Source organism: Anabaena sp. 4-3 (genome assembly GCF_001597745.1).
GTDB lineage: Bacteria > Cyanobacteriota > Cyanobacteriia > Cyanobacteriales > Nostocaceae > Trichormus.
The window spans coordinates 17,383-43,397 of record NZ_LUHJ01000023.1 but is presented as its reverse complement, the minus strand read 5'-3'; the positions used below and the strand labels follow the sequence as shown (position 1 = coordinate 43,397).

Sequence of the window (26,015 nt, the reverse complement as noted above, 5' to 3'; positions counted from 1 at the left end):
TGTCATTTGTCAATTGTCATTTGTCAGTTGTCATTTGCCCTTTGTCATTTGTTGAATGACCAATGACTAATGACTAATGACTAATGACTCTAGAAATCTAAACCAGCCTCGCGTGCTGCTTCAGCTAGTGCTTTAATGCGACCGTGATACAAGTTACCACCGCGATCAAACACGACTTGGGTAATGCCCTTTTCGAGCGATCGGGCGGCGATCAATTTACCCACTTGCGCTGATGCTGTACAGTTAGCACCTGAAGCTAGCTCAGATTTCAAACCTGGTTCTAAAGTCGAAGCAGCGACCAAAGTTTGATGTTTTGTATCATCAATTACTTGAGCATAAATATGCTCATTAGAACGAAATACAGACAGCCGTGGGCGTTCTGGCGAACCTTTAATTTTGGCACGGATGCGTCTGTGACGACGCTGTTTTGATTCTCTACGAGTAAGTTTCATGTTTACTTCTTACCACTCTTACCAGTCTTACCAGCTTTGCGTCTTACCACCTCATTGGCATAGCGAATACCTTTGCCCTTATAAGGTTCTGGTGGACGAACGCCACGAATTTTGGCTGCTGTATTCCCTACTACTTCTTTGTCATAACCACTGACAATGACGTTAGTGTTGTTTTCTACAGCAAACTGAATTCCGTCTGGTGGTTCAATTTGTACTTGATGGCTAAAACCAATATTCAAAACTAAGTTTCGCCCTTGTACTTGGGCGCGATAACCTACACCTTGAATTTCTAAACGCTTTTGGAAACCTTGAGAAACTCCCTCTACCATGTTGGCTACCAAAGTCCGGCTTAAACCGTGCATTTGTCTGGATCTACGGGAGTCATCCTTACGGGTTACTAGCAGTGTGTCCCCATCTTGAGTAACTGTGACATTGGTGGGTAAATCTTGGGAAAGTTCACCTTTCGGCCCTTTCACGCTCACTTTACTACCATCAATTGTCACTTGTACTTTGGTGGGAACAGTAATTGGACGTTTACCAATACGAGACATGATTCTGTGTCCTTTATCATTTGTCAGTTGTCAATGAGAATTGACCATTGACTATTGACGACTACCAAACGTAGCAGAGCACTTCACCACCCAAGTTCTGCCGCCGTGCTTCGCGGTCGGTCATGATCCCACTGGATGTAGAAATGATGGCAATACCGATGCCGCCTAGTACCCTTGGCAATTCTTTTCTGTTGGAGTAAACACGCAACCCAGGCTTACTTATACGCTTGAGGGCGGTAATTAAAGGCTGGCGATTTTTCCCCTTATATTTCAGGGAAATAACCAAGTTACGTTTTACACCTTCACCTTCTTCTGAAAATTCAGCAATAAAGCCTTCTTCCTGTAGCACTCTAGCAATGCTACGGGTCATTTTTGTGGCTGGCACTTGTGTAGTTTGATGCCTTGCCATGTTAGCATTGCGGATGCGCGTCAGCATATCTGCAATTGTGTCGTTAGCCGCCATCGTTCCCTCTTTAGATGAACTTATTGATCGCGAAAGGGCATTCCCATTTCTTTAAGTAGGGCGCGGCCCTCTTCGTCGGTTTTCGCTGTAGTGATAATAGAAATATCAAGACCACGGATTTGGTCGATGCTGTCGTACTCGACTTCAGGAAAAATCAACTGTTCTCTTACGCCCAGGGTATAGTTACCACGGCCGTCAAAGCTTTTGGGGCTAATGCCTCGGAAGTCTCTGATTCTAGGTAGAGATAAGTTAATCAGTCGGTCGAGAAAGGCATACATTCTCTCGCCTCTGAGAGTTACCATGATGCCGACAGGCATACCTTGACGAATTTTAAAGCCAGCGATCGCTTTTTTCGCTCTGGTCACCACTGGTTTTTGACCAGTAATCACGGCAATTTCGCTCAAAGATGCTTCCAGAGCCTTAGCATTTTGTGCGGCTTCCCCTAGACCTCGGTTAACAGTAACTTTCACCACTTTTGGTACTTGATGAACGTTGGTGTACTGAAACTGCTGGGTGAGTTTGGGGACAATCGTCTCTAGATATAAGGTTTTGAGTTTGGGTGTCGCCATAGTTTTTTGTCCTGATAATCCCTGGGCTTGGTCAGGGAAACTTAATTTCAGAGTTTCGATTTGGGATTAAATTTACAATCTCAAATCTCAAGCCAGCAAATCCTTTAATTATCGAGGATTTCGCCAGTTTTCTTGAGTTTCCTTACTTTCTTGCCTTCTGCGGTGAAAGTGTAACAAACACGGCTAGCGACGTTTTGTTTGGTGGAGTAAAGCATGACGTTGGAGCTATGGATGGGTGCTTCCTGAGTCACGATCCGCCCAGATTCCCCTTCCTGTTGGGGCTTGACGTGCTTGGTTTTAATATTTACGCCTTTGACAATGACTTTACTAAATTCGGGCAGTGCTTTGATCACTTCGCCTACTTTGCCTTTGTCTTTGCCAGCAATCACTTGCACTGTGTCGCCGGTTTTGACGTGCATTTTGTGGAATGTTTTGTCCTTTTGGCTTGCCATTACAGCACCTCCGGAGCCAGAGAAACAATTTTGGTAAAGTTCTTGTCGCGCAGTTCCCGCGCTACTGGGCCAAATACCCGTGTACCTCTGGGATTACCATCTTTGTTGATAATTACGGCAGCGTTATCGTCAAACCGAATGCTCATGCCGCTATCACGATTGATGTTATGGCGGGTGCGAACAATTACCGCCTCGACCACATCGGATTTTTTCACTGCCATATTAGGATTGGCATCTTTGACAACAGCGATAATTTTGTCGCCCACGAAACCGTAACGTCTGTTACCCCCGCCTAAAACACGGATACACATCAGTTTACGTGCGCCACTATTATCTGCCACATTCAGATAAGTTTGGGGTTGAATCACAATTTATCTCCCTTCTGCACAACTTTTAAGTTGTAGCCTTAGTGTTGAGGATTTCGGTCACTTGCCAGCGTTTGGTTTTACTCAGGGGTCTGGTTTCCTGAATCCGCACGCGATCGCCCACTTTACATTGATTTTCTGCGTCGTGAGCTTTATAACGCCGGGTTTGGACTACAATCTTGCCGTATTTGGGATGGGGAGAGCGGTTTTCTACGGCGACTACCACCGTTTTTTGCATTTTATCGCTCACTACCAAGCCAACTCGTTCTTTGACTGCCATAAATTCCTACTTTTCTTCTTGAGTCGGTTGACTGGCCACCTGCTTTCTTTCTGCTTCTACTGTCAGTAGTTGGGCGAGGCGATGGCGGGCATGGCGGAACTGGTGGGGTTTATCTAACTGTCTAGTTGCCTTTTGTAAGCGCAACTGAAACAGTTGTTTTTTAACGGCGATAATTTCCTCCGCCAGTTTCTCGTCAGTTAATTCTCTAGCTTCTGAAATCTTGGGAAGAGGCATAACCTACTCCTGCTCCTCTACTTGTTGAGAGCGCACAATAAACTTAGTTTTAATCGGTAGCTTGTAAGCTGCCAAGCGCATGGCTTCACGGGCGACTTCTTCAGAAACGCCAGCGATTTCAAACAAGATCCGTCCTGGTTTGACTACGGCTACCCAGAATTCTGGATTACCTTTACCGGAACCCATCCGGGTTTCAGCCGGACGCATAGTTACGGGTTTATCTGGGAAAATCCGAATCCAAATTTTACCACCCCGGCGGATGTAGCGAGTCATTGCCCGACGGGAAGCCTCGATTTGCCGAGAGGTGATCCAAGCTGGCTCTTGAGCTTGGAGAGCAAAATCTCCAAAGTTGAGGGTACTACCACGGTGGGCTAGACCCGTCATCCGTCCGCGCTGTTGTTTGCGGAATTTAGTTCTTCTAGGACTTAACATGACGACTAACTAGCGATTAGGGATTAGAGATTAGGGATTAGGAATTTAGGACTAAAGTCTAGTATGTTCTGTTCTAGGCTCTAGCCTAAGTTGGTCTAAACCCTAGCCTTCATTAGAGCGGTCTTCAAACTGTTGGCGACGACGCTGTTGTTGACGACGACGAGGTTCGCGTTCACGGGTTGCTGGTTGGGATGGGGCTTCTTCTTGTCCAGGAATAATTTCTCCTTTGAATACCCAAACTTTGATGCCCAGAATTCCATAAATGGTTTTAGCTGTGCAGTAAGAGTAGTCAATGTTAGCCCGTAAGGTATGTAAGGGTACTCTTCCCTCACGAGTCCACTCGGTTCGGGCAATTTCCGCACCGTTGAGTCGTCCACTGACTTGCACTTTAATGCCTTGAATACCTGCACGTTGAGCGCGTTGAATTGCTTGTCTAACTACACGACGGAAGGATACACGACGTTCTAGCTGTTGTGCAATATATTCGCCGATTAAGTTAGCATCAGCGTCTACTTTTTGGACTTCAACAACGTTAATGCGAATTTGGCGGTTGTTGCCTAACAGTTCTTGCAGTCCGGTACGTAATGCTTCAATACCTTGTCCACCACGACCTACAACTACACCAGGACGGGCGGTGCGTACTTCTAGGTCGATTTGGTCTGCTTTGCGCTCAATTTTTACTTCAGAAATGCCAGCATTGTTTTGAGCGTATCTACCCAGTTTCTGCTCTATGTATTTACGGAGTTTGTGGTCTTCTTGGAGCAGTTCTGGATAGCGTTCTGGATCTGCAAACCAACGTGATTGGTGTTCTTGGGTAATCCCCAAGCGAAAACCAATTGGATGAATCTTCTGTCCCACAAATGTTTCCTCTAAAATTTCTAACTTTACGCAATTTTTTGGGATGAGAACTTACTTAGCATTGGCACTTGCAGCCACAGCCAAGGTGATATGACACGTTGGCTTGCGAATTTGGTAAGCTCTACCTTGCGCTCTAGGTTGGAAACGTTTCAATACAGGGCCTTGATCAGCATAAGCCTGAGTAATTACTAGCTCGGTGCGATCTAACCCGGCGTTGTGTTCAGCGTTGGCGGCAGCACTTCTTAGCAGTTTTAAAACTGGCTCAGTGGCTCGATAAGGCATGAATTCCAGGATAATTAATGCTTCCCGATAGGAGCGTCCCCGGATTTGATCAAGTACACGACGTACTTTGAAGGGAGACATGCGTATATAACGGGCGATCGCCTTTACTTCAGTAGTCTCTGTAGCCATAATTTTCTCCTTGAGTCAATAGTCAATAGTCATTCAGTAATTACTTGCGACTTTTGACTGTTGACTTTTGACTATCTCCCTGCTTTTTTGTCACTTTTCCCATGCCCCCTGTAGGTGCGTGTGGGAGCAAATTCACCCAATTTGTGACCTACCATTTGATCACTGATAAACACTGGTACGTGCTGCCGTCCGTTATGAACTGCTATGGTATGGCCTACCATTTGGGGCAGAATTGTCGATGCTCTCGACCAAGTTTTAATTACTTGTTTTTCGTTTTTTGCATTCAGCTTTTCAATTTTGCTGAGTAAATGATCGGCAACGAAAGGACCTTTTTTAAGAGAACGACCCATAGTTCAGTTTTGGATTTTGGATTTGGGATTGAGAATTTTAGATTTTGAATAATTAAATGTCTAATTCAATGACAGTTAGACCCAATCTAAAACCTACAATTCTAGGACTCACGACCACCGCGACCGCGTTTAGAAGATTTACGACGACGACGTACAATCAACTTGCTGCTGGGTTTCTTAGGCTTGCGTGTTTTTGCACCCAAGGCTGGTTTACCCCAAGGTGTTACAGGGCCGGATCTACCGATAGGCGCTCTACCCTCACCACCACCGTGGGGGTGATCTACTGGGTTCATGACGCTACCTCTAACTTTGGGGCGGCGGCCTTTCCAGCGATTTCTTCCGGCTTTACCTGCACTCAGGTTTCTAGCATCTGTGTTACCTACTTGCCCAATGGTGGCGTAACACTCGCGGCGAATCATGCGGACTTCCCCAGAAGGTAACTTGAGTGTGACGTAATTACCTTCTTTTGCCATGACTTGGGCAGATGCACCAGCTGCGCGGACGATTTGCGCGCCTTTACCGGCAACTAATTCAACGTTATGAACGGTGGTACCCAAGGGAATATTCGCCAAGGGTAAAGCGTTACCATCTTCAATTGGGGCTTCAGGGCCAGCAATAATTTTTGTCCCTACTTTTAAACCATTCGGGTGGAGAATGTACCGCTTTTCACCATCTTCATAAGTTACCAGCGCAATCCGAGCATTGCGGTTTGGATCATATTCAACAGCTACTACTGTAGCGGGAATATTCCGCTTGTCTCTCTTGAAGTCGATGATCCGATACAGTTTTTTGTGTCCACCACCGCGACGACGGCTAGTAATCCGCCCTTGGTTGTTCCGACCTTTGGCGCGGTGTATATATACCGTCAGAGATTTTTCTGGTTCGGTTTTGGTAATTTCCGCAAAGTCAGAGATGGTAACTTGACGAGTGCTGGGGGTATAGGGGCGATAAGAACGAGTACCCATGATATCTTAGACCTCTGGGAATAGAACTTGTCTAATTTTCTCTACATCCCCAGGCGCAACGGTGACAATCGCACGCTTATATTGGGGCTTAAATCCAATAAATTTACCTACACGCCGCTTTTTCCGGGGAGGTAATGAGGTGTTTACTTGTACAACCTTGACCTGAAATAAGTCCTCTATTGCGGCCTTAATTTGTGGCTTGGTGGACTTGGGAGTGACTTCAAATGTGTATTTGTTCTGCTCCATCATAATGGTCGCTTTTTCCGTGAGGATGGGGCGACGCACTAAGTCAGCAAGGTTGCGGGGGTCAAACTTAGCCACTGTAGACCTCCTGAATTTTATCTAGGGCTGAGGTTGTCACTACAATCTTGTCAGCGTGTAGCAAGTCGTAAACATTTAGTTGGTCAGCAGCAAGCAGCTTTAAGTTCTCGATGTTGCGACCTGACAAGTAAATATTTTCGGAAAGCTCAGACAAAATTAATAATGTCTTTTGTTCTGGTGCCGCACCCCAACGCGCAAGTGCTGTTACCAATTCTTTGGTTTTGGGGCGAGCTAACTCGTTGTTAAATTCTTCTACTACAATCAGGTCTTCTGCACGGCTGACTAATGCTGTCCGCAGTGCTAACCGGCGTTCTTTCCGGTTCATTTTGACGTTGAAATCTCTGGGTTTTGGCCCGAAGATCACACCACCACCACGCCACAATGGTGAACGAATAGAACCAGCACGAGCGCGACCTGTGCCTTTTTGCCGCCAAGGTTTACGACCACCGCCTCGAACTTCAGCACGGGTTTTGGTGCTGGCAGTTCCTTGGCGGGAGTTGGTCATTTGTCTTACTAAAGCGCGGTGTACAATATGAGATGCTGTTTCCGCTTTGGCAGAGCGCAAGTCGAACGTTTTCTGTCCAACTTCTTCTCCTTGCCAATTTTTCACTACACTTTCAACCATTTTTGTGTCCTTTGTCGTTAGTCCATAGTCCATAGCTTGTAGTCCATAGTCCTGAGACTATCGACTGTTGACTGTTGACTACTTGCCAACTTTCTTGGCTGGCACAATATTCAGTAATGAGCCTGGTTTCCCAGGAACAGAGCCTTTGATTAACACCAAGTTACGCTCGGCATCTACTCGCACTACGGTTAGTTTGCGAATTGTGACTTGGCTACCACCTAAACGCCCTGCCATCCGCTTACCGGGATAAACACGACCTGGGGTTGTACCAGCACCTATTGAACCGGGTGCTCTATGGTTTTTAGAACCGTGTGACATTGGCCCACGACCAAAGTTATTCCGCTTTTGGTTGCCTGCAAAGCCGCGACCGATACTCGTACCGATAACGTCTACAATTTGACCTGCACTAAAAATATCTGCTTTAATCTCTTGTCCTAAACTGTAATCGCTAGAACTATCTGTGCGATACTCTTTGAGATGCCGTAATGCTGGCGCGGACGATTTGGCTAAATGTCCCAACAAGGGTTTATTGAGTGCCTTTGGTTTAACTTCGCCATATCCAACTTGAATGGCGGTGTAACCATCGGTTTGTTTACTTTTTACTTGTGTAACGACACATGGCCCTACTTGGACGACGGTTACAGGAATGGCTACTCCTGCTTCATCAAAGATTTGGGTCATGCCCAGCTTGGTGCCGAGAATTCCTACAGACACAGTAACTGGCTCTCCTTTCTACTAAATCGGATTTGGTGACACACTGTGCGAATTCCGGTGATGAACGGACGAATTAGATGAATTTGTAAGCGGCTGCTACCACTGCAAATTCTGCCGGAGACAACAGGCGGTGTCTTTACTGTTTGTGAATCTATTTAGTTGCACTCACTTAATCACCAGAACATCCACAAGCACCTTCTATCAGGGAAGGTTTAACTTCTGGTAGCAAGGCAAGGCTTGATAGCTTTGCGCTTCGTGCAGTAATGCTTTCGTCCTAGCAATTACTTAGGCACTTTCTGGCGGCAGTTTTCTGAGCGGTTCTCCCGATTCATTAAGACTGCCGTGTTTTAGTGGGACTTAAGCGGCTTTTGCTGCTCAGTATCCTTTCCACTGAGTTTTAGATAATGTCATGCAGGTGACATACTCACACACTGATGCTCAACATACAGTGTGGGCTTCTCAGCGACTCCCGGTATCCCGTCGGACATTGACTGAGCTTTGTTTATACTGCACGAGATGCCCCTCCGCACAGTTGAACAAGTACAAAATTTTTAGGTTTTGCTTGTTTTTCCATGACTACAAGAGTCAATGTAGCCTGAAACTCACTATAGGCTCGTTTTTTTGAGCCATCAGCTTTGTTGTGACTTTAAAGCTTTTCAAGTTTACCAGTTTTTGTGTAATCTCAGTGAATTTTTTTCTAGAGATTTCGGTGATTAGGCGCGAGGGCGATCGCTCTCTATCCTAATTACATAGTATCTTAAATTTGCAATTTTGGTCACAATCTCAGATTATAAACTCTTTGTTGCCGCTTGTCTAGAAACTTTGTCACAATTTTCTAAATTTTTTCGGGGCAGGAAGTAATTAACATGATCATTGCGTCTTTGACACCCTTACACCCGTAAGAAAACCGTTAACGGCTGGAGAAGATGCTGATAGAGACTGATAGAATTGAGTTTAGCTTATTTAGAGCATAAGCTTTGTTATCTCATTAATGATCACTTCAAAGTAAATAATAGAGATATCAAAGTGGGATAGGACAAAACTCCGGAAAATTTATGGCACTAATTACCACTGGCAACGGTTTCATCCGCAATCTAGAAAAATTTGGCTCTTTAGGGGTTTACGTACCCTTGGAAGGAGGCTATGAAGGTAGGTATCTTCGCCGCTTGCGTGCAGTCGGCTATAAGAGTCTGCATATAACTGCGCGGGGATTAGGCGATGTAGCTGCCTATCTTACCGGAATCCACGGGGTTAGACCTCCCCATCTTGGAAAAAAAAGCACTGGTAGTGGTGCAGCAGTAGGCGATGTCTATTATCTGCCACCAACTCTTAATTATCAACTAGAGCAGTTACCGCCAAAGTCTAAAGGTTTGGTGTTGTGGATTATTGAAGGACATATTCTTTCTGATCAGGAAGTAGAATTTTTGACCACGCTGCCTAGTGTAGAGCCAAAAGTGAAAGTAGTTGTTGAAAGAGGTGGCGATCGCGTCTTCCGTTGGAAACCTCTGAAAGATACATTCTCTACGAGTTATCAAGCCAGCTAGAGCAAGTATCAGACAGAAAACTTGATTTTCTGGTCTGAGGAGCATAAAATCTGGGCGATCGCCTGTGCCGTAATTCAGCAGAGTGCGATCGCCCATTTTTTTCAGAAACTCACTGCGTAAATTAAATCAAATTCACGATATAAAGTTATTTGGCAAGTATTACTAGGGTTTTCGAGGACTTCGTAATCTAATCCGCCTGTAATTTGAGTAACAGGTCGTTTTAAAGGTTTTTCAAACTGATACCATTCGCGGTTACTCCACTCAAAAATGGCAGCATCAACATCATTTTGTAATTCAGAAGCAAGCAAAAATAACTCTAGTTTTTCAGAAATGCTACCGATAATAAAAAATTTCACAGCAATTGACTGGCTAATAACTGGTCTGGGTTCGTTAGCGGCGGAAGTGTTGCATTCTCCGAAGTTGAGATCATAAGGCTGCAATTGCAGAGTGTCTGGTTGCTTCCAGCTATTAGCGATTTCCTGGAGACGTTGATCTAGATATGGTAGTAACCCTAGTTTGGCATCAGTTAACAACTGACGAATGTTAGAAGGTTGGGTCATTGCACAATTTTGAGCTATATACCCAGTAAGATTAGCGGTTTCTAGACATCAGAGGCGATAAACTTAGAAAAACTTTGTTTGTGGCTAGTCTTGTTGATGGGCGAATTTGTAACCACCCCACAGAGACAGAGCGATCGCCATCACCAGTAAAACTGGTACGCTATACCAAGGAAACTGAGTTAAAGGTAAATGGGCAGCTGCACGTAATCCAGTGCTGGCGTAGGTTAACGGTAATACGTAAACCACAAATTTCAGGGCGATGGGTAGTGTACTAGGATCAAAAAAAGTCGCTCCTAAAAAAGACATGGGGATAATCACAAAGTTATTGTATAGCCCCACTGATTCGAGCGATCGCACCGATAAGCCAACAATCACACCCAACCCAGCAAAGACAGCACAATTCAACACTAGCAACAGCAAAAACAAGGGACTGAGAAAATGCCAGTTCCTAGTTAATAGCAACGCCACCAGAATCACAGAACCAGAAGTCATCAACCCCCGCACTACACCCGCTAGCATTTTCCCAATGTGCAGTGCTAAAGGATGGATGGGAGTGAGTAACAACTCTTCAAAGGTTTTACTAAACAGTCTATCTCCACAAATTGAGAAGGTTGTGCCAGCAAAACTGATAGTCATTGACGATAAAGCCACCATACCCGGCAACATAAATTCTAAATAGTTGTCGTAGTTGCCACTAATGCCGGCACCCGGTCTGATGGAGCTACCCAAACCTAAGCCAAATGCTAAAATGTATATCAACGGAGATACCAACCCAGAAGCCGCAACTTGCGCCACTCTGACGCGTAAATCTAACCATTCTCCCCAAAAAATAGTGAGACTGTCGGCTAACAAAAGTTGTAACTGCGAAGCTTTGAACTTATTACCCCAGAGTAAAGCTGTTAGAAATTTCACTTTGTTTTCAATCAGGTGTCAAAAATGTTCTTAAGTATTACTTAACATTTTTGTGTATCTTCCTGTATTGCCGACTGAAAAATAGAGACTTTCAAATCAAACCACATCCCCAATATTCAAATATTGTCTAGAAACCAGCACGCCAATCTAATGAATAATCGGCATACTAAAATAGGGAAACACTCCCTAGTTTTCAGGCTTGAAGGTTAATAAACACAAATGAGACGTAAATCTACTGGTAGACAAGTCACTACATCTAAACCTTCTGGGTTTCAACCTTCCTTGTTTAACCTCACCACTATTGCCATTTTGGGAGGGGTGTTAGTTCTAGGAATTGGAATTGGGATTGCTTTTAGTTCCACAACTACGTTGACACCTTCAAATGTGGCTTCTCGTGAATTCATTGACACTAAAGCACCGAATCCAGAGATTTGCGTACAGTACGGAGCCAGTGCAATGGTGATGGACGCTAGATTATTTGTGACTCTCAACCCATTTAATGTTTATGTTGCTCAACCAAGTATGCGTCCTGGATGCGTGTTACGTCAAAACAACTGGGCAATTTTAGAACAACGCAAACTGGTGACATCTGATCAAGTGAGAGAATGCAAAAATCGCCTGAATACTTTTGGTTTTACGGGTAACTTAGACAGTGAAAAACCCGATATTAGATGTATTTATCAGAATGAAGCGGCACAAAACTTTTTTATGTCTCAGCCAGGAGCAGTTGCGCCAACTCAAGAAACAGAAAGATTTTAATGTGTGAGGAAGGTAGGGGATAGGAGAAAGTAGGGAAAAGATATTTGATGCTGTGATGGTGTCCAATTGTTTGGACATTGGGTATCTAATTTCAAAATGTGCTAACTGTTGCTAAAAATTTATTCCCTAGCGTCAGCGTCTCTAGCCCCTTTTTTTGAGTGCTGATGTCCGCAGTTGATTGTAACTGCTTAATTTTGCATTTTTGGCAGAGGTTGACCAAATTCAATGACTATGGGATTACTAAAATTAGGTGCATTGTTGGCGGAGTTTGGGGTTGTAGGCGTGGGAAAATTAGGACTATTTGCAGGATAACTAGGTTGAGTTGGCAAGTTTGATGCAGATTGTGAGGTATGAGGAGTTTGAACAGGGCTTTGAGAATTCAGGGGAGGTACAGTCACAAAAGGCTGCTGTAGATTAGCAGTTGTGGAAGGTAAAGTATTGGGCAATTGTAAGTAGTTATATTGTGTTTGTGGTGTATTACTGGGTAAATTTCTGGAATTTACCAGTTGTCTAGAGCCACTAATAAAAGGACGTAAAACCCAGCTAGTAGGGTTTTTTCGAGAATTAGGTTGTAGTTGTACTTGCTGAGGATCTACGAATACGTCTGCTGCTAAATCTAATACAATGCGGGTGACATTGGCGTTTAATTGAGCGACGCGAATTTTTTGCACAACACCGGTGTAGCTTTGCTCGGTGGGGATGTTACCTAACTTGGTATTGGGAATATCAACAACAAGGCGTGGCGGTTGGGAGAGATAAAAATAGCTGGGTGTTTTACTTTCTGAGAGGTTAATTTCTAATTTGCCACCTTCTGGGTAGAAACGCCAATTATTTAATTTGGCTACCTGTGCAGCAATACTACTGACACTTTGGAGACTCATAGCTGTAAATAAACTCATACCAAACAGCCACTTGCTGCTGTGGAAAAATTGCTGAGTGGAAATTTCCTTAAACATAATGATCAATGTGTTATGTGGTAAAGGGTAAAATGATTACCAAATTACTCTGCTTGATTGATTGCCATATTTTATTATTTGTTTCCGTTTTGGGGTTTTGCCTGGGCTGTTTCAGGTGTAGCATTAAATTCTAAAGTTTGCGGGATGGTACTGACAAGTATTTTGCCTTGTAGCCTATCCGTATCTACTAGCTGCATTTGGGCTTGTATTTTATGAGGAGGAGCAAAGTCACAAAGAATAGTTTGATCAAGTTTTCCGGCTAAAGTTAACTGCTGATTTTTAAAGATACCTTTGAGAGAATACTGTTGTGGAGAATCGACTTTGATATTTGCTGATGATAAAGAGGCATTGAAGTAGATGCCTGATTGGTGAAGATTTAGCCTGAGTGGTGCTGATGTCTGACATTTTGGGGAATTTTTACCCAAATTCACCCGATAGGAACCGTTAATTACAGGAGGAGCTTGGAGATTGTCTTCTCCATAAACGGTGACGGTGTTAAATAATATGAGAACTGAACCTGTGGCTAGTGCATAAAATATTAGGGATTTGAAGTGGAAATTATTCATAGTTTCAGTGCTTGATTGTAGACTCTTGATGACTTAAATCAGCGAGTGCGGAGGTAAGATGAGAGGTAAGTTGACTGTAACGCCGGGTGATGAGTAGGGAGGAACGGCATTGAATAGCCAGCGCATCTGTGTATCTTCCTAGGGTTTGACGCTCGATACCCCAGGCGCGGCTAGTACCAGCAATTGTCAGATCAACACTTTCTGAGGCGGTAATGACAGCTGGAATTGGCTCTGAAGAACGGATGATGTTGATGTTGATGCGATCGCGCACACTTGCTGGTAATTGTTTAATCATGGTGTGCAGTTCATAACTTAATTCATCTTGGGCTTGATGTTCTTGAAGTACCTGTAATATTTGCAATGTGCAAGTATCATGATTAATTAATAGTCTCAACGCTAGTGTCAGTGCCAAGTCATCATGGATATTGGCAGAGTAGGGAACTAACAAACTTTCTAATCTGTCTCCTCCTTTATCTACAAATACTGCTACATCTACGGGTACGGTGCTGAGAATTTGCCCCACTCGTCCACCCAAGCGATTTTTACTGAAAGCTGGGCGATGCCATCCTACTAGAATTAAATCGGCTGACTCGATTTTGGCAATTTCGGCTGTTTGTCGAGCCACGTTACTGGATATCTGCACAATCGGATGCACAAAAGGCTGTGTGGAAGGTGGTTCTAGGGTACTAATTAACTCTTCTAACTGCTGGCGACGCTGGAGAATGAATCTTTCGGCTTCATCTGGGGTATTTTCAAAACCATAGTTTTCTTCTAATTCAATTAAGCTGAGGGGATTAACTATGGCTGGTTGGCGGTAGTTGAGTGCTAATGCTACTGCTAGCTGTAATAAACCTTTTTGTGTGCTGGGATTAGCGACTGGTACTAAAATCCGATAAGGGCGGACATAAACTTCACCTGTGGTTGTGGTGGTGAAACTGGTGTGTGTTTCTGGTGCTGGTTCGACTACATCTAATTTGATCAGTTTTTTGGGATAAGTCCACTCTAGTAGAGGGGAAGTCATAAATGTGGTAACTAACGCCATTATTACCAGCATGGTAAAAAGTAAGGGCGAAATGACTCCTAATTCCAAACCAATATTTAACACGATTAACTCGGTTAAACCGCGAGTGTTCATTAACCAACCAAGGGCTGAGGCTTCGCGTTTGCTGATTCCATTAAAACGCGCTGCGGCATAAGTACCAATATACTTTCCTGCGATCGCAACTGCTAAAACTGCTGCACACAATAGCCATAGTTCGGGACGGTTCAATAAACCTATTTGCGTCCGTAATCCACTGTAGGCAAAAAATATTGGTAATAAGAAGATTAAAACAAAATCTTCGGTTTTTACCGCTAATTCTCGCACTAAATCTGCATTCTTGGGCATGGCTGCACCTAATAAAAATGCTCCGAAAATTAGATGAATTCCAATCAGTTCGGTAATTAGTGCGGAGGCGACTACGGCGATGTAAATACCCGCTAGTAGCAATTGGCTCAAGCGTCTAGTGCGGCGGTAATGGGTGGCAAGACGTTGTAAAAACCAACGTCCTACTGTCAGCATGAAACCGATATAAACTAAACTTTCCACAATTGTGGGCAATGCACCGATAATATTACCTGTTCTGGCTACAGCGATCGCTACTGCTAACAAACACCAAGCTGTCACATCATCCACCGCCGCACAAGTTAATGCCAATGTTCCTAAACGTGTGCCTTGTAAATTATTTTCAGTAATAATGCGAGCCAATACCGGAAAAGCTGTGATTGACATTGCTGCCCCTAAAAATAAAGCAAAGGCAGTAAAAGATACACTAGCATTAGAAACTAACGGGTAAAGCAGTAATGATAATAATGTTCCTAGGGAAAAAGGAACTAAAATACTGGTATGGGAAGTTAAAATCGCAACATCTAACTGACTACTCAGGTATTTAGGATTGAGTTCTAACCCAATCAAAAACATGAAAAATATCAATCCTACCTGAGATAAAACATGGAGAAAAGGAACAGTTTCTGGTGGAAATATACTAGCTGCTACATTGGGAGCCAATAAACCAAATAAGGACGGGCCAAGCATAATTCCCGCCACAATCTCACCAATTACTAAAGGTTGTTTAATTGATTTGAATGCTAGTCCTACTAGGCGTGACAATGCAATAACAATCAACACCTCAACCAGAACGAGAATAACTGTGTGCATAGTTCTGTCAACGGCAACTGCTTTCCCTTAGATAATTCTTCAAGTTAGTGGAAAATGTCAACCTTAAATTGATGATTACTGATATTAATTTTTGCGGCAATACTGAATGAGATTTTACGATGCTTTATCAAGCATTGTGTAGCTAATTTCCAAATAATGGAATAAATAGCTGAAAATTAAAGTTGTGTACTCCAGCAGTCAGCACGAAGTTACTCTTGCTCAAGATTGCTAAAACCGGATATTATCTAGTTGCCTGCAAAATTAAGTAAATTGTTTTCAAGAAATTTTGGCGAATTTATGGCGTGATTTCCCGATAATTTGCGTTATTTCTCGACAAGACAGTGTTTGTTAATTATGGTGATTGAACAATAAAGTTTTAAATTTATCATGAGAACAATCAATCATGATCATCAAAGGCAATTGGGAAAAATTAAGTTTTTATAACTAATTTATAATTCTGTATTTTTTTATACTAATTTATCAGTGTTAGCTGATTTGAGTGCGGTTAGTTTGGTGCTAGACAAAATTATTGCCAATATAGTCAATTGCGAATTGGTTTAACTTATGGAATTTGAACCAGAAAATCTGATAGGAGGCGGGAGGTAAACCATTGTTGTTCCTATCTGTCCTCAAATATCTGAATACGGCTAGAATTGGCTTTTTTAACGACAAGGAACACAGAAAGCGATATAAAATATGGGGATGCTCAGAGTGATGCTCAGTTTTTTCACAAATTAATTCGGATTTCTGTAGTTAAATGAGTCAAATCAGGACTAAATTTATTCAAGGATATTTTGCCAGCTTGATTGAGCCAAAATTTGTTCCTACAGCGTTAAAGGTTGCGGGTGTGGTTGGCTCGATTTTATTTGTGATTAATCATGGTAGTGCTTTATTACAAGGGAACATGGGACGCGATCGCTGGATTTCTGCTGGCTTAACTTACCTTGTTCCCTATTTTGTGAATATTCATGGTCAGTACATCAGTCTTTATCGCCAGCAATCTTGATAGTCGATTGATTGATGTACTTTTTAATCTTTAATTAGTAGTCACTAATATACTCTATTGTCTGTATTTTATAACCATTGTCCACCTCGGAAACGCCAACGAGGGAATATAATTCGCATCAGACTTTGAGAAGCAATAAATACTGATAACCAAACAACACTGTAATGTATTAATAAAGCATCTAATGGCATGATGTCTTTGGGTATGGGTGCTGGTAAAAATCCCAAAATTCTCACTCCACAAAACACAAACACTAATTCCCAGATACCAGCTAAAAGTTGATAAGCTGCTGGCCAATCCCTATCCCATCGAAACTTTTGGAGATAGTCATAAAGTACATCCCAGCCTAAACCGAAAACAGTCACATAGCCGAGTGTCCAAAAGTAGATAGAATTAGCAGGAGCAATTAAACCCATTGCAAAGGGCAAGGATACTAATACACCTACAGTAGCCATTAATAATAGTCGAGTTTGCCAACGACCAAACAAAGTTGGAGTCATAGATTATTCAATACTCAATGGATGCTCAATTATTTACTACGGCTTCATTTCTAGCAATTCGGTAACTGTAACAAATTTATTTGTTAAACGTGCCTGTAGCTACTCCCTGATGATAGGCTGCTAGTGGTTCCCAATGAATCACATCTTCTAACAAAGCTTGATAGCCTAATGTGTTGGGATGTAGTCCATCTTCACTGATGCGTTGTAGCCGCCAAGTGTTGCCGCGTGCCATCCAGCGATCAAAAATATCTAAATAGGGGATGTGGCGTTGGTTGCAAGCGATTTTAGTGGCTTCTTTGTAGCGATATTGGTCGGCATGATTAAAATAAAAGCAATCTAAAAAAGGCATTTTGGTTTCATTGACAGGAACCATGCCGATAAATAATACAGGACATAGTTGCTGTGCTTGGTCTAATAGTGCGGCGATGTCTGACTCAAACACGGCAAAGTCTGTAAATTGTCGTCCATCGGGACGGCCTAGGCGTGGTGAATCGTTGACTCCTACGGAAAGAATGATTAAGTCGGGGACACGATTTCGCAATTCACCACGATGACGGAATTCTACTTCTAGCCTTTGCGCTACTTGCTGGGTGCGATCGCCTCTTACTCCCAAATTGTACAGGACATGACCCCCATTATTAGGTAACATCCACGAGCGACGCAATTGTTCTACCCACCCGCCTTGTTCGGGGTCGCCAAAACCGTATACTAAACTATCCCCCAGTGCGACAATCTTCAAAGGCTGACATTGAGTTGGTGATAAAGACAGCTGCATTGAGGAATGAACTGGTAATGTTTGCATTTTAAAAAAAGTTTAATTTATATCTTTACAAGATTCTATACATTTCTACACCATTAACCAGTATATTTTTTTATTTTTACCGTGAAGACTTGATTCATGGAGGATTGGAGATTGGCCAAAAAGTCTTGATAGGAGTACATCGGAGAAAAACCAATGCCCAATCCCCAGTCACTAACGACTAATCACGAATTACTCAACACGGTTTAAGGTGATTGATTAAACACCCACTTTAACCACTGTGCAAAAGAACTGAAAGCATTTAAACGCCGGACTCCTGGCGCACGGGTGGCGGCGAGTCCATCGACGGCGACTAAGGCGGAGTATTGTAAACCCAAGAAACTATCAACGGCTGCATAGGGGCCGCCCAGGGTAATTGCCCCAGCTGCGTACATTTGACCTTTACCATTCCGCATTTCTGGGATTTCAAAGTTATTAGCGACAGCCAAGCGTCCCATGTAATTCAAGGGTAGGTTGTAATGTTTGACTAAATCATCTAGTAGGGGATTGGCTTGTACTTTGGCATCTAAACCCGTAGCATCAACAATAAAATCAGCCACTAATTTCATTTCACCAAAGCCTTTTTCTTTGATTTGGGTGATAGTGCGATTTTGTGTGTCTCTCTCTACTGTCAACACATCCCCAAAGGTAATTTGATACCAACCTTCTTTTAAGCCATCTTCAGTAATTTTTTGCCAGTCGTAGCGGTCGGCGGTGGTTGTACCGCCCCACTCTGTAAGTAGGCGTTTGCGCTCGTCTGGTGTGGCTTTTTCTAACATAACGCGAAGTTCACCACTCCAACAGGATTTAGGCCAGTTAAAGGGCTGAAATTCGTAATGGTTTTTGACGGAACGAGTGGCTTTTTCAAATTTGTTGCCTTGGGGTTTAGGCGATCGCATTAAATGCAAAACTGTAATATTGGGATTTTTGCGCCTAGCTTCATAAATACGCTGCACAATACGCGAAGCCACAATACCCCGCCCCCGAATTAATACTGTGCCACCTTGGCGTTCTAATTGTTCATATACATGATCGTGTGCTTCATAAGCATTCACAACTGATTTAAAATCTTGATATTTTTCTCGATAAGCTTGTAAATCCGGCAAAAATTGAATTGCTGGATAGCCAGTAGCCAAATGTAAATAACGACTCACGAAAAAAGCATGATTCCCTTGTCCGCGAGAATAAGCTACACAATATCTACCATCATCAGTTTTACGAATTGCCCTAACTCGTCCATAACGATAAATTTGACTCCAGCCTATACGCTTGGCTTCTCTGTCAATTGAATCAAACACATTACCCGCACGGGGAGTATAAGTTTCTGTAAAGGTGGGTTCTGCAAACACCTGCCATAAATACCGTAATGCTGTATTCGGCTTACCTTTGGTGAAATCATGCCAGGCTTCGCGCCAAGCATAGCTAGGCCAACCCCAAATATTATCAGGACAAGAATCAGAATTAGAACGCAACCTTTCATGTAAGGGAATCTGGGAATTCAAACACAGCCGCTTATAACGTGCATAAGGTTCTGGTTCTAATCCTAAAGCCACAATTTTCTCAGCACGTACACCGCTAATTCTGAGTAAATCAGACCAGATAAAACTTCCTAGTCCGCCGCCAACTGCCAAAAAATCACATTCATCTACAGGTAAACCTGTGGCGTGAAGTGCTTGCACAGCTACCTGTTCCGCTTGAAATGCTGGGGGTGGGAAATTGCTCCCCAAAGGTGTAACAGCACGGACTGGCGGTAAACTGGGGTCGGGGATATTAGTATTGGGGTTAAACTGAATTAAAGAAGGGGGATTGGAGGTGGCTGGTGGAGTGGCATGATTAGCCAGAGTCACCATCATGATATAAGGGCCTATTTGCAACCTATCACCATGATTAATCACGCTGCGTGGTAGCCGTTGACCATTAACATACACACCATTAGCACTAGCTTGGTCAATCACCTCAAATTGATTATTTTCCCAGATAATCAAAGCATGGTAGCGAGAAACTTCACTACTATTGAGTAGCATTCGCGCTACACGCTGTCCGTTTAATTCTGCCGGTAAACGAGCAAATTCTCTACCAAAAGCTATAGGTGCATTTAATTTAGGTTCTCGTCGTTCCCCCGTCGTCGGATCTTCCCAAGTTAATTGAATTTGTAGGTTAGTCATTAGCTATTAGTTATTAGTCATTAGTTATTAGTCATTAGTAAAAGTTCTTTTTCTTCGCTTCCTCTGCTCCCCTGCTCCCTCTGCTCCCTTATTTCCTCAATTTCCTGGTGCTACTAATACACTGACTGCCGCAGCTAAAGATGTACCACACCAGGGACAGCCTACTTGTAAACTTTCCGGTGGAGATACTTTATGACATTTCGGACACTGTAAACCATAAGTTCCTTGTGCTGGTGTCACTGGCTGGTGTTGGTGTACTGGTGGCCGTTGTGGTACAGGTGCGGTAACTGCTCGATGTTGATGTACTGGTGGCTGTGGTTGTGGGGGTGTAACTGGTTGGTGTTGATGGCTTTGGGGTTGGGGCGGAGCTATAACTGTAGCGGCAATGGTGTTAATGTTAACGGCGGTAACTTGTAGTTGTACTTGTCCTAAGTAGATGATGCTACCTTGATTTAGCGGTTTTTCTCCTTGGATTAGTTGTTGTCCATCTACTAGGGGGGGATTTTGCGATCGCAAGTTTCTGATATAAAAACTCTGTTGCTGAGAATCAAAAAATATTTCTACGTGCAAACCTGATACAGTCAAGTTAGTCAAAACAATGTCGCAACGGAGTGGATCTCTACCGATGCGGACGGTGCCAGGATTTTTACTGGGCTGTTGTTCATAAATATGCTGAGTTCTATTTTGACCAGCATCGTTCCACTGTAAAGTTAGTGCATTCATTGTTCTAACTTGGGTACCTCTTATTTAGATACTTCAAATTTTTTCTGTGCGATTCCTAACACTATTTTGTGATAGCAAGCAAGTTTTGAAAACAAACTTCAATAAAATAATACGCAAAATTTGATTGTTATCTCGCTGATGCTAATTTATCAGCTATACGCGTAGTTTCTGGTAACCGGTATTTTGGCGTACAACGCAGTACATAATCAATTGCTGTTAGTAAACTGATTTTATGACCACTGGAAACATACACCGGTTTGACTCCAGTACGAGTGCGTAAAACTGCGCCAATAGTTTCACCCTTATGTATTAATGGTTGCCAACTGCCTTTAGTTTCTGGCAGTTCCTTATGCTTACCAATCAGTAATGATTTAGCTACGCCAATTGTCGGTATATTGATGATCACTCCTAAGTGGCTGGCTATCCCCAACCGACGAGGATGAGCAATTCCCTGTCCATCACACAAAAGCATATCTGGTGTGGTGTGAATTTTTTCTAGTGCATCAAGTATTGCTGGTATTTCTCGGAAGGATAAAAAACCAGGAATATAAGGAAATGAGGTTGGACGATATGCTAGTTGTGTCTCAATAACTTGCAAATCAGGAAAACTCAGCACCGCTACAGCTGCACGGCTAATTGTACCATCAGCTTCAAAACCCATATCAACGCCAGCAACATACTTGATCTGTGATGGAAGTTGATCATTTGTGATTACCTGATTTCTTAATTGCTCTTGAATAACTATGGCTTCCTCTACAGTTTGAGGCCAAGCATGAGGTTGATAAATTTTCATATTGTCAAGCAATAATTAAAAGTTTATTTGTGAGAAATTTATCGATGAGTAGCTGTCACTAAACAAGCAAAGCTTTATTCAATTACTGCACAATTACTGAACTATCTCGATTTTATTCATGTTTGGTGAGTTTTTGAGGTAGGAGTACCTGTTTATAGTTCCCAAAAAGGGTAGGCGATCGCCTATACTGAGAGCGATCGCCTACTAAATATGATTTTACTTCTGACTGGTAGTATTACGATGGTTAAGCAATATTCAGCACTTTCCGTAATATAGCTTGATCTTCTAGCTTCGCCTTTAAGCGACCATTTTCTACATCTCGAATCCAGCTTTGGCTTTTACCTGTCAATTTTGCTAATTCCCTTTGAGAAAGATTTAAAGTCTTACGCGCTTGCAAAATCTGTTCACCAACTAAATCATTGGCTGTTTGATTTTTACGTCTAACTCTAGCTGTACGGCGTTGTTTTTTTTCAGACTCAGATATTTGTCTTTCCCATTCTGGAGGTAATTCAAAAGCTAAGATACGCGCATTCATTAACAAGTTCCATTTACCACGAGGGCCGTTGTCTGTGAGGCGAGTCTCTCCACCTGCATCATTAATCCAAAACTCTAACGCTTCATCTGGATCTTCGGGAATATCTACTAACTTCGCCCACAGAGGTTGAATTTCTAGAGGATAGGTAATCGGGTCAAAAATTGGTTTAATTCCTAAATGGTTGAGAACTTCTAAATCATTTTCAAATGTCCTTAATAGACGTTTGCGTTCTTCCCGATATTTAGAAGCAAGGCTAACTTTTGCTTCGCCATAGGCAATCCGGAGTAAAGTCGGCACAGTAATGCGTTGTTCCTTGCCCATCTTGGTTTTGAATAATAACCACAGCATTAGTCTAACTGCGCCTTCGTGTTGCTGCCAAATGCTCATCACTGTGGTTAATACAGTTTTAGGCAGACTGCCATATTGATAAAATCCGGTGCGTTCTTTACAAGCTTGTTTGTTCAAGAAGTGCTGCGCCCAGATACCTGTTTTAATTGTAAAGGTTAACCCAATCAGATATTTGCAGCCTAAGTCATCTTCTTGAAAGTGATTTTGAACCTTTACTAAGTGCCATAAACGGCTATTTTGGACTGAAAACCCTTTAACTCTACCTTGTTGGGGCCAGTCAATGGATATGTTGAGCGAACAAGTTTGTTGAACTAGGTTTTTCATTAAGGCTAGTTTGGCAATTTTACTTAAGTCTTTGCGTTTTTCTAGTCCTAAATATTTCTCTAGTTGTCGTTCATCAATGGTAAATTCTTCCTCCCAAGGTTTATCTAAAGCTGTAGCATGGGCAGCAAAAATTAAATGAATACAAGCGGCGCGAATATCTAACACCTCAATTGCACTAATATCTTTGGCATATTCATTAACTTGATATGGATGTTGGATGTGAAAGGCGATCGCACCTTTTCCTTGGTTGACTTTTCTGCTATAGCTCAGATAGCCTGTTGCGTCGATTTCCCATTTTAAGGATGTACGTTGTGCTAGTACGTTGCAAGCTTCCCAAATTACAATTGCAGACGCAAATGGATTATTTTTACCATTAGAAAATAAGTCCGGGCTGGTAGCATCTCTCGGTTCTACTTTACATCTTCCTTTCTTGGCCTGCCAAGGTATAGGAGACTTGGTTGGACAAGCTATTACACATTTGGGTTCAGGATAGTAGCCTTCACAATTATTACAAAGACATGGGTCTATCCAGTATTCATTATTTTCTATTTTGATTGCACCTGTAGGACATTGGGGACGGCAGTTGTCACATCCAACGCAACTTTTGTTAGGAATTGTGTAAGGCATAATATGGCTCTTTTCCCAATTTAATCGTTGAGATGTTTGGCTTAAGTCTCCCCTGGATGTGTCCTGTTTATTTTTCATTGATAACCCAATTATCTATTGAGCAAGAAAAATAATGTTTAACACAATAATTGCCCACATCCATATTTAGACTTTGCACCCAATCAGAAGCTTTTTTTGGCTATTAGTTTTAACTCACTTCTTGCTTCTTCATTAGATAAAGATTTCATAAATATTTTGACAATTTTGTTCACAATGAGCGTGGAAAAAGATTTTAAGAATTCAATAAATACTTAGCTTGCGAAGATTTTTCTTTGAACTTAAAATCTTAACCCAAGGATATTTGTTAAATATTTATGACCAAAATTATTTGATTTATTAGTCAATTAAAAATTTTAATATTCAAGTCAAATTAATAATCTGTTATCACAGCTACAAATTTGATTTGTATGAACTAAACATGATTTTTCAAAATTTTTACTCATTAATCTGCGTAAACTTGTATAAGTAATTAACAAAAATTTCTTGAAATAAAAGTATATAGCTATAAATATCAAAAAATCTTGTTGGTATAGCTTAATACAATTTACTGTATCAAATTTATAAATGCGGATTAATTGCTAATTAATGTCATTAAATTTGAGATAAACTCAACGTTTAATGTATAAAATTAAGTTCCTTTAATTAAACACAAAGTCAATAAAATTTATTGACGTAATTGTTAACCTCAAATATCTCTAGACTTGATTAATAGTAAAGATTTCTATTTAGGAATAATCTGGCTTTACTACAAAGAATTTTTGTATAAAAGAATCATTTTTTCACATCACAATTAATTGCTGAATAACAAAATTTTTAGATAAAATTCAAGTAATATGAAGATTAACGTACCAACAAGTTTATTGGCAGAATAGCCGGGAGTTCATTCATGGCCGTACTCACAGGATTGACCTTTGGAGGCAAAACTTGGACACCTAAGTTTGCTCAATCAATTGACAAAGATAAATGTATCGGATGTGGCAGATGTGTGAAAGTATGTGGTCATTCTGTGTTGGATTTGAAAGCACTGAATGAAGAAGGTGAATTTGTAGATGATGAGGATGATGATGAAATCGAGCGCAAAGTGATGATAGTTGCTTATCCAGAGAACTGCGTCGGTTGTGAAGCTTGTGCGCGGATTTGTCCTAAGAATTGCTACACCCATGTTACCTTGGACAATTAAGCTCTAAGTCTTAAGAGTCAGACACTGTTAGCTGTAACAAAATACACAGTAAGGTAACTAGAGGGGAATATAGAAATATTTATCGTAGCTGAAAAGTTGACGATAAACAAATGCGTAAATCACTAATTATTAATTATTAACAAATTTATACTTGCTGTGAACGCTAAAAGTGTGCTTAAAGAAAATTTCAGCTTTTGTTGAGCAAAAGCAACATTGTTAAATAATGCAACATATATTGTTAAGTTTTTGGGGGACAGATGTAAAGATATCTGGAAAAAATCCCCCAATTTTTATAGGGGTAAGGTAAAACGTTAATAAGTGAAATCCAAAAACTATTCTGTGACTATGTAAAAACCTATGAGTAGAGATAAAGTCTACAGGATTTACTAGATATGGAAGCTAGAGGTGAGGCAATGAGTAATGGGTAATATCTATTACTTTTTACCAAGACATAAGATTAAAAAATTAGGTAGTATTTATGGAACAGATTCCTATTTCACTATGGACTCTAATTGCGGGAATAGTAATTGGAGGCATTAGTATTTGGATAGGTCAACATCACACATTACTGCCAGTTGCCGCATCACAACAAGCACCTTTGGTAGACGGATTTTTTAATATTATGTTTACCATTGCGATCGCACTGTTTTTAGTAGTGCAAGGTACAATTTTGATTTTTTTGATCAAATATCGCCGTCGCCGGGGTGACAACAGTGATGGTGTAGCAGTAGAAGGTAATGTTCCCTTAGAAATCTTCTGGACAGCAATTCCCGCCTTGATAGTGGTTTTTCTGGGGATTTACAGTGTGGATGTCTATAACCAGATGGGTGGTTTAGAACCAGGAAGTCATCCCCATGCTTCTCATCAGGCGATCGCCGCCACTCTAGAAAATACCCCAAAACCTGAAACTGCTCCTAGCATTGGCATTGGCATAGCTCCCACCGAAGAAGCAAAAACAGCCGATTTGCTGGTAAATGTCACTGGTATGCAGTTTGCTTGGATATTTGACTATCCTGATCATGCTGTAACTACGGGTGAGTTACACGTTCCCGTCGGTGCGGATGTACAACTCAATCTCACAGCACAGGATGTCATTCACTCCTTTTGGGTTCCCCAATTCCGCCTCAAGCAAGACGCAATTCCCGGTGTACCAACTCAACTCAGCTTTGTCGCCACTAAACCCGGAACATATCCTGTAGTTTGTGCTGAACTTTGCGGTGGTTATCATGGTTCAATGCGGACACAGGTTGTGGTTCATACACCAGAAGAGTTTGATAGCTGGCTGACAGAAAATCAAATTGCTCAACAGCATAACCTGACAACTGCTGTGGCTGTGAATCCAGCCGAGTTATCAACATCAGAGTTTCTTGCACCCCATAACCACAACATGGGAATTGATGCAGCAACTTTAGCTCAACTTCACAAGTAAAGTCCAGTTGT

The 26,015-nt window shown here is 42.0% G+C and carries 32 protein-coding genes; 5 read left to right on the top strand and 27 right to left on the bottom strand.

Going from position 1 to position 26,015, the window contains the following annotated elements:
- Nucleotides 1-89 precede the first annotated feature (89 nt).
- From rplR to rplC, 16 genes are all read right to left on the bottom strand, one after another.
- Nucleotides 90-452, bottom strand: a complete 363-nt coding sequence (gene rplR, locus A3775_RS05760) for a 50S ribosomal protein L18 (protein ID WP_066376354.1) — start codon at nt 450-452, stop codon at nt 90-92.
- Between the two features lie 2 nt (nt 453-454).
- Nucleotides 455-1,003, bottom strand: coding sequence for a 50S ribosomal protein L6 (gene rplF, locus A3775_RS05755; RefSeq protein ID WP_066376353.1), 549 nt, complete (start codon nt 1,001-1,003; stop codon nt 455-457).
- A 61-nt stretch (nt 1,004-1,064) separates the two neighbouring features.
- On the bottom strand, nt 1,065-1,466 hold the full coding sequence (rpsH, locus tag A3775_RS05750) for a 30S ribosomal protein S8 (RefSeq protein WP_066376349.1): 402 nt from the start codon (nt 1,464-1,466) through the stop codon (nt 1,065-1,067).
- A 20-nt stretch (nt 1,467-1,486) separates the two neighbouring features.
- Nucleotides 1,487-2,035: a 50S ribosomal protein L5 gene (gene rplE, locus A3775_RS05745; protein ID WP_066376347.1), complete on the bottom strand. Its 549-nt coding sequence runs from the start codon at nt 2,033-2,035 to the stop codon at nt 1,487-1,489.
- Nucleotides 2,036-2,139: 104 nt separating this feature from the next.
- A complete protein-coding gene (gene rplX, locus A3775_RS05740; RefSeq protein WP_066376337.1) occupies nt 2,140-2,487 on the bottom strand; it encodes a 50S ribosomal protein L24 in 348 nt (115 codons plus the stop codon).
- Complete coding sequence (gene rplN, locus A3775_RS05735) at nt 2,487-2,855, bottom strand: 50S ribosomal protein L14 (protein WP_066376335.1); 369 nt, start codon at nt 2,853-2,855, stop codon at nt 2,487-2,489. The genes rplX and rplN overlap by 1 nt, the downstream gene beginning before the upstream one ends.
- A 25-nt stretch (nt 2,856-2,880) precedes the next feature.
- A complete protein-coding gene (rpsQ, locus tag A3775_RS05730) occupies nt 2,881-3,132 on the bottom strand; it encodes a 30S ribosomal protein S17 (RefSeq protein ID WP_066376334.1) in 252 nt (83 codons plus the stop codon).
- A gap of 6 nt (nt 3,133-3,138) precedes the next feature.
- A complete protein-coding gene (gene rpmC / locus A3775_RS05725; protein WP_066376332.1) occupies nt 3,139-3,366 on the bottom strand; it encodes a 50S ribosomal protein L29 in 228 nt (75 codons plus the stop codon).
- Nucleotides 3,367-3,369: 3 nt separating this feature from the next.
- On the bottom strand, nt 3,370-3,798 hold the full coding sequence (gene rplP, locus A3775_RS05720; RefSeq protein ID WP_066376330.1) for a 50S ribosomal protein L16: 429 nt from the start codon (nt 3,796-3,798) through the stop codon (nt 3,370-3,372).
- Nucleotides 3,799-3,900: 102 nt separating this feature from the next.
- Nucleotides 3,901-4,656, bottom strand: coding sequence for a 30S ribosomal protein S3 (gene rpsC / locus A3775_RS05715; RefSeq protein ID WP_066376327.1), 756 nt, complete (start codon nt 4,654-4,656; stop codon nt 3,901-3,903).
- A 51-nt stretch (nt 4,657-4,707) separates the two neighbouring features.
- Nucleotides 4,708-5,067, bottom strand: coding sequence for a 50S ribosomal protein L22 (rplV, locus tag A3775_RS05710; protein ID WP_066376325.1), 360 nt, complete (start codon nt 5,065-5,067; stop codon nt 4,708-4,710).
- Nucleotides 5,068-5,138: 71 nt separating this feature from the next.
- Nucleotides 5,139-5,417, bottom strand: a complete 279-nt coding sequence (rpsS, locus tag A3775_RS05705; protein WP_066376322.1) for a 30S ribosomal protein S19 — start codon at nt 5,415-5,417, stop codon at nt 5,139-5,141.
- 101 nt (nt 5,418-5,518) lie between these two features.
- Nucleotides 5,519-6,382 (bottom strand): 50S ribosomal protein L2, encoded by an 864-nt coding sequence (gene rplB, locus A3775_RS05700; RefSeq protein WP_066376319.1) that lies wholly within the window; start codon nt 6,380-6,382, stop codon nt 5,519-5,521.
- Nucleotides 6,383-6,388: 6 nt separating this feature from the next.
- Nucleotides 6,389-6,703: a 50S ribosomal protein L23 gene (locus A3775_RS05695; RefSeq protein WP_066376318.1), complete on the bottom strand. Its 315-nt coding sequence runs from the start codon at nt 6,701-6,703 to the stop codon at nt 6,389-6,391.
- Entirely contained in the window at nt 6,696-7,328 is a 633-nt protein-coding gene (rplD, locus tag A3775_RS05690) for a 50S ribosomal protein L4 (RefSeq protein ID WP_066376315.1), read from the bottom strand. The genes A3775_RS05695 and rplD overlap by 8 nt, the downstream gene beginning before the upstream one ends.
- Before the next feature lie 78 nt (nt 7,329-7,406).
- Nucleotides 7,407-8,042 carry a 50S ribosomal protein L3 gene (gene rplC / locus A3775_RS05685; RefSeq protein ID WP_066376313.1) on the bottom strand — a complete coding sequence of 212 codons (636 nt, stop codon included), beginning with the start codon at nt 8,040-8,042 and terminating at the stop codon, nt 7,407-7,409.
- 1,055 nt (nt 8,043-9,097) lie between these two features.
- Between rplC and A3775_RS05680 the strand changes: the two genes are divergently transcribed.
- Nucleotides 9,098-9,586 (top strand): NAD(P)H-quinone oxidoreductase subunit N, encoded by a 489-nt coding sequence (locus A3775_RS05680; RefSeq protein ID WP_066376310.1) that lies wholly within the window; start codon nt 9,098-9,100, stop codon nt 9,584-9,586.
- Nucleotides 9,587-9,687: 101 nt separating this feature from the next.
- Here the strand turns inward: A3775_RS05680 and A3775_RS05675 are convergent, their stop codons facing one another.
- A complete protein-coding gene (locus A3775_RS05675; RefSeq protein ID WP_066376308.1) occupies nt 9,688-10,146 on the bottom strand; it encodes a hypothetical protein in 459 nt (152 codons plus the stop codon).
- 84 nt (nt 10,147-10,230) lie between these two features.
- Nucleotides 10,231-11,058: an ABC transporter permease gene (locus A3775_RS05670; protein ID WP_066424210.1), complete on the bottom strand. Its 828-nt coding sequence runs from the start codon at nt 11,056-11,058 to the stop codon at nt 10,231-10,233.
- A 219-nt stretch (nt 11,059-11,277) separates the two neighbouring features.
- On the opposite strand from A3775_RS05670, the gene A3775_RS05665 reads away from it, so the two are divergent.
- Complete coding sequence (locus A3775_RS05665) at nt 11,278-11,817, top strand: DUF3172 domain-containing protein (protein ID WP_066377370.1); 540 nt, start codon at nt 11,278-11,280, stop codon at nt 11,815-11,817.
- Between the two features lie 188 nt (nt 11,818-12,005).
- On the opposite strand, the gene A3775_RS05660 is transcribed toward A3775_RS05665, so the two are convergent.
- The 3 genes from A3775_RS05660 to A3775_RS05650 form a co-directional block, all read right to left on the bottom strand.
- Nucleotides 12,006-12,773 (bottom strand): AMIN domain-containing protein, encoded by a 768-nt coding sequence (locus A3775_RS05660; RefSeq protein ID WP_066377368.1) that lies wholly within the window; start codon nt 12,771-12,773, stop codon nt 12,006-12,008.
- Nucleotides 12,774-12,847: 74 nt separating this feature from the next.
- Nucleotides 12,848-13,339, bottom strand: coding sequence for a hypothetical protein (locus A3775_RS05655; RefSeq protein ID WP_066424208.1), 492 nt, complete (start codon nt 13,337-13,339; stop codon nt 12,848-12,850).
- 4 nt (nt 13,340-13,343) lie between these two features.
- Nucleotides 13,344-15,536 (bottom strand): cation:proton antiporter, encoded by a 2,193-nt coding sequence (locus A3775_RS05650; protein WP_066377365.1) that lies wholly within the window; start codon nt 15,534-15,536, stop codon nt 13,344-13,346.
- A gap of 757 nt (nt 15,537-16,293) precedes the next feature.
- Between A3775_RS05650 and nrtS the strand changes: the two genes are divergently transcribed.
- Nucleotides 16,294-16,542, top strand: coding sequence for a nitrate/nitrite transporter NrtS (nrtS, locus tag A3775_RS05645; RefSeq protein WP_066377361.1), 249 nt, complete (start codon nt 16,294-16,296; stop codon nt 16,540-16,542).
- 68 nt (nt 16,543-16,610) lie between these two features.
- Here the strand turns inward: nrtS and A3775_RS05640 are convergent, their stop codons facing one another.
- The 6 genes from A3775_RS05640 to A3775_RS05615 form a co-directional block, all read right to left on the bottom strand.
- A complete protein-coding gene (locus A3775_RS05640) occupies nt 16,611-17,042 on the bottom strand; it encodes a hypothetical protein (RefSeq protein WP_066377359.1) in 432 nt (143 codons plus the stop codon).
- Between the two features lie 76 nt (nt 17,043-17,118).
- Complete coding sequence (locus A3775_RS05635; RefSeq protein WP_197480096.1) at nt 17,119-17,844, bottom strand: GDSL-type esterase/lipase family protein; 726 nt, start codon at nt 17,842-17,844, stop codon at nt 17,119-17,121.
- 203 nt (nt 17,845-18,047) lie between these two features.
- A complete protein-coding gene (locus A3775_RS05630; RefSeq protein ID WP_066424206.1) occupies nt 18,048-20,006 on the bottom strand; it encodes an FHA domain-containing protein in 1,959 nt (652 codons plus the stop codon).
- Between the two features lie 96 nt (nt 20,007-20,102).
- Complete coding sequence (locus A3775_RS05625) at nt 20,103-20,729, bottom strand: FHA domain-containing protein (protein ID WP_066377352.1); 627 nt, start codon at nt 20,727-20,729, stop codon at nt 20,103-20,105.
- A 127-nt stretch (nt 20,730-20,856) separates the two neighbouring features.
- Nucleotides 20,857-21,522, bottom strand: coding sequence for a deoxyribonuclease V (nfi, locus tag A3775_RS05620; RefSeq protein WP_066424204.1), 666 nt, complete (start codon nt 21,520-21,522; stop codon nt 20,857-20,859).
- 244 nt (nt 21,523-21,766) lie between these two features.
- Entirely contained in the window at nt 21,767-23,356 is a 1,590-nt protein-coding gene (locus A3775_RS05615; RefSeq protein ID WP_066377348.1) for a helix-turn-helix domain-containing protein, read from the bottom strand.
- Between the two features lie 925 nt (nt 23,357-24,281).
- On the opposite strand from A3775_RS05615, the gene fdxB reads away from it, so the two are divergent.
- Together fdxB and coxB are read left to right on the top strand one after the other, a co-directional pair.
- Entirely contained in the window at nt 24,282-24,575 is a 294-nt protein-coding gene (fdxB, locus tag A3775_RS05610; RefSeq protein ID WP_066424202.1) for a ferredoxin III, nif-specific, read from the top strand.
- 478 nt (nt 24,576-25,053) lie between these two features.
- Nucleotides 25,054-26,004 (top strand): cytochrome c oxidase subunit II, encoded by a 951-nt coding sequence (gene coxB, locus A3775_RS05605; RefSeq protein ID WP_066424200.1) that lies wholly within the window; start codon nt 25,054-25,056, stop codon nt 26,002-26,004.
- Nucleotides 26,005-26,015: the final 11 nt, after the last annotated feature.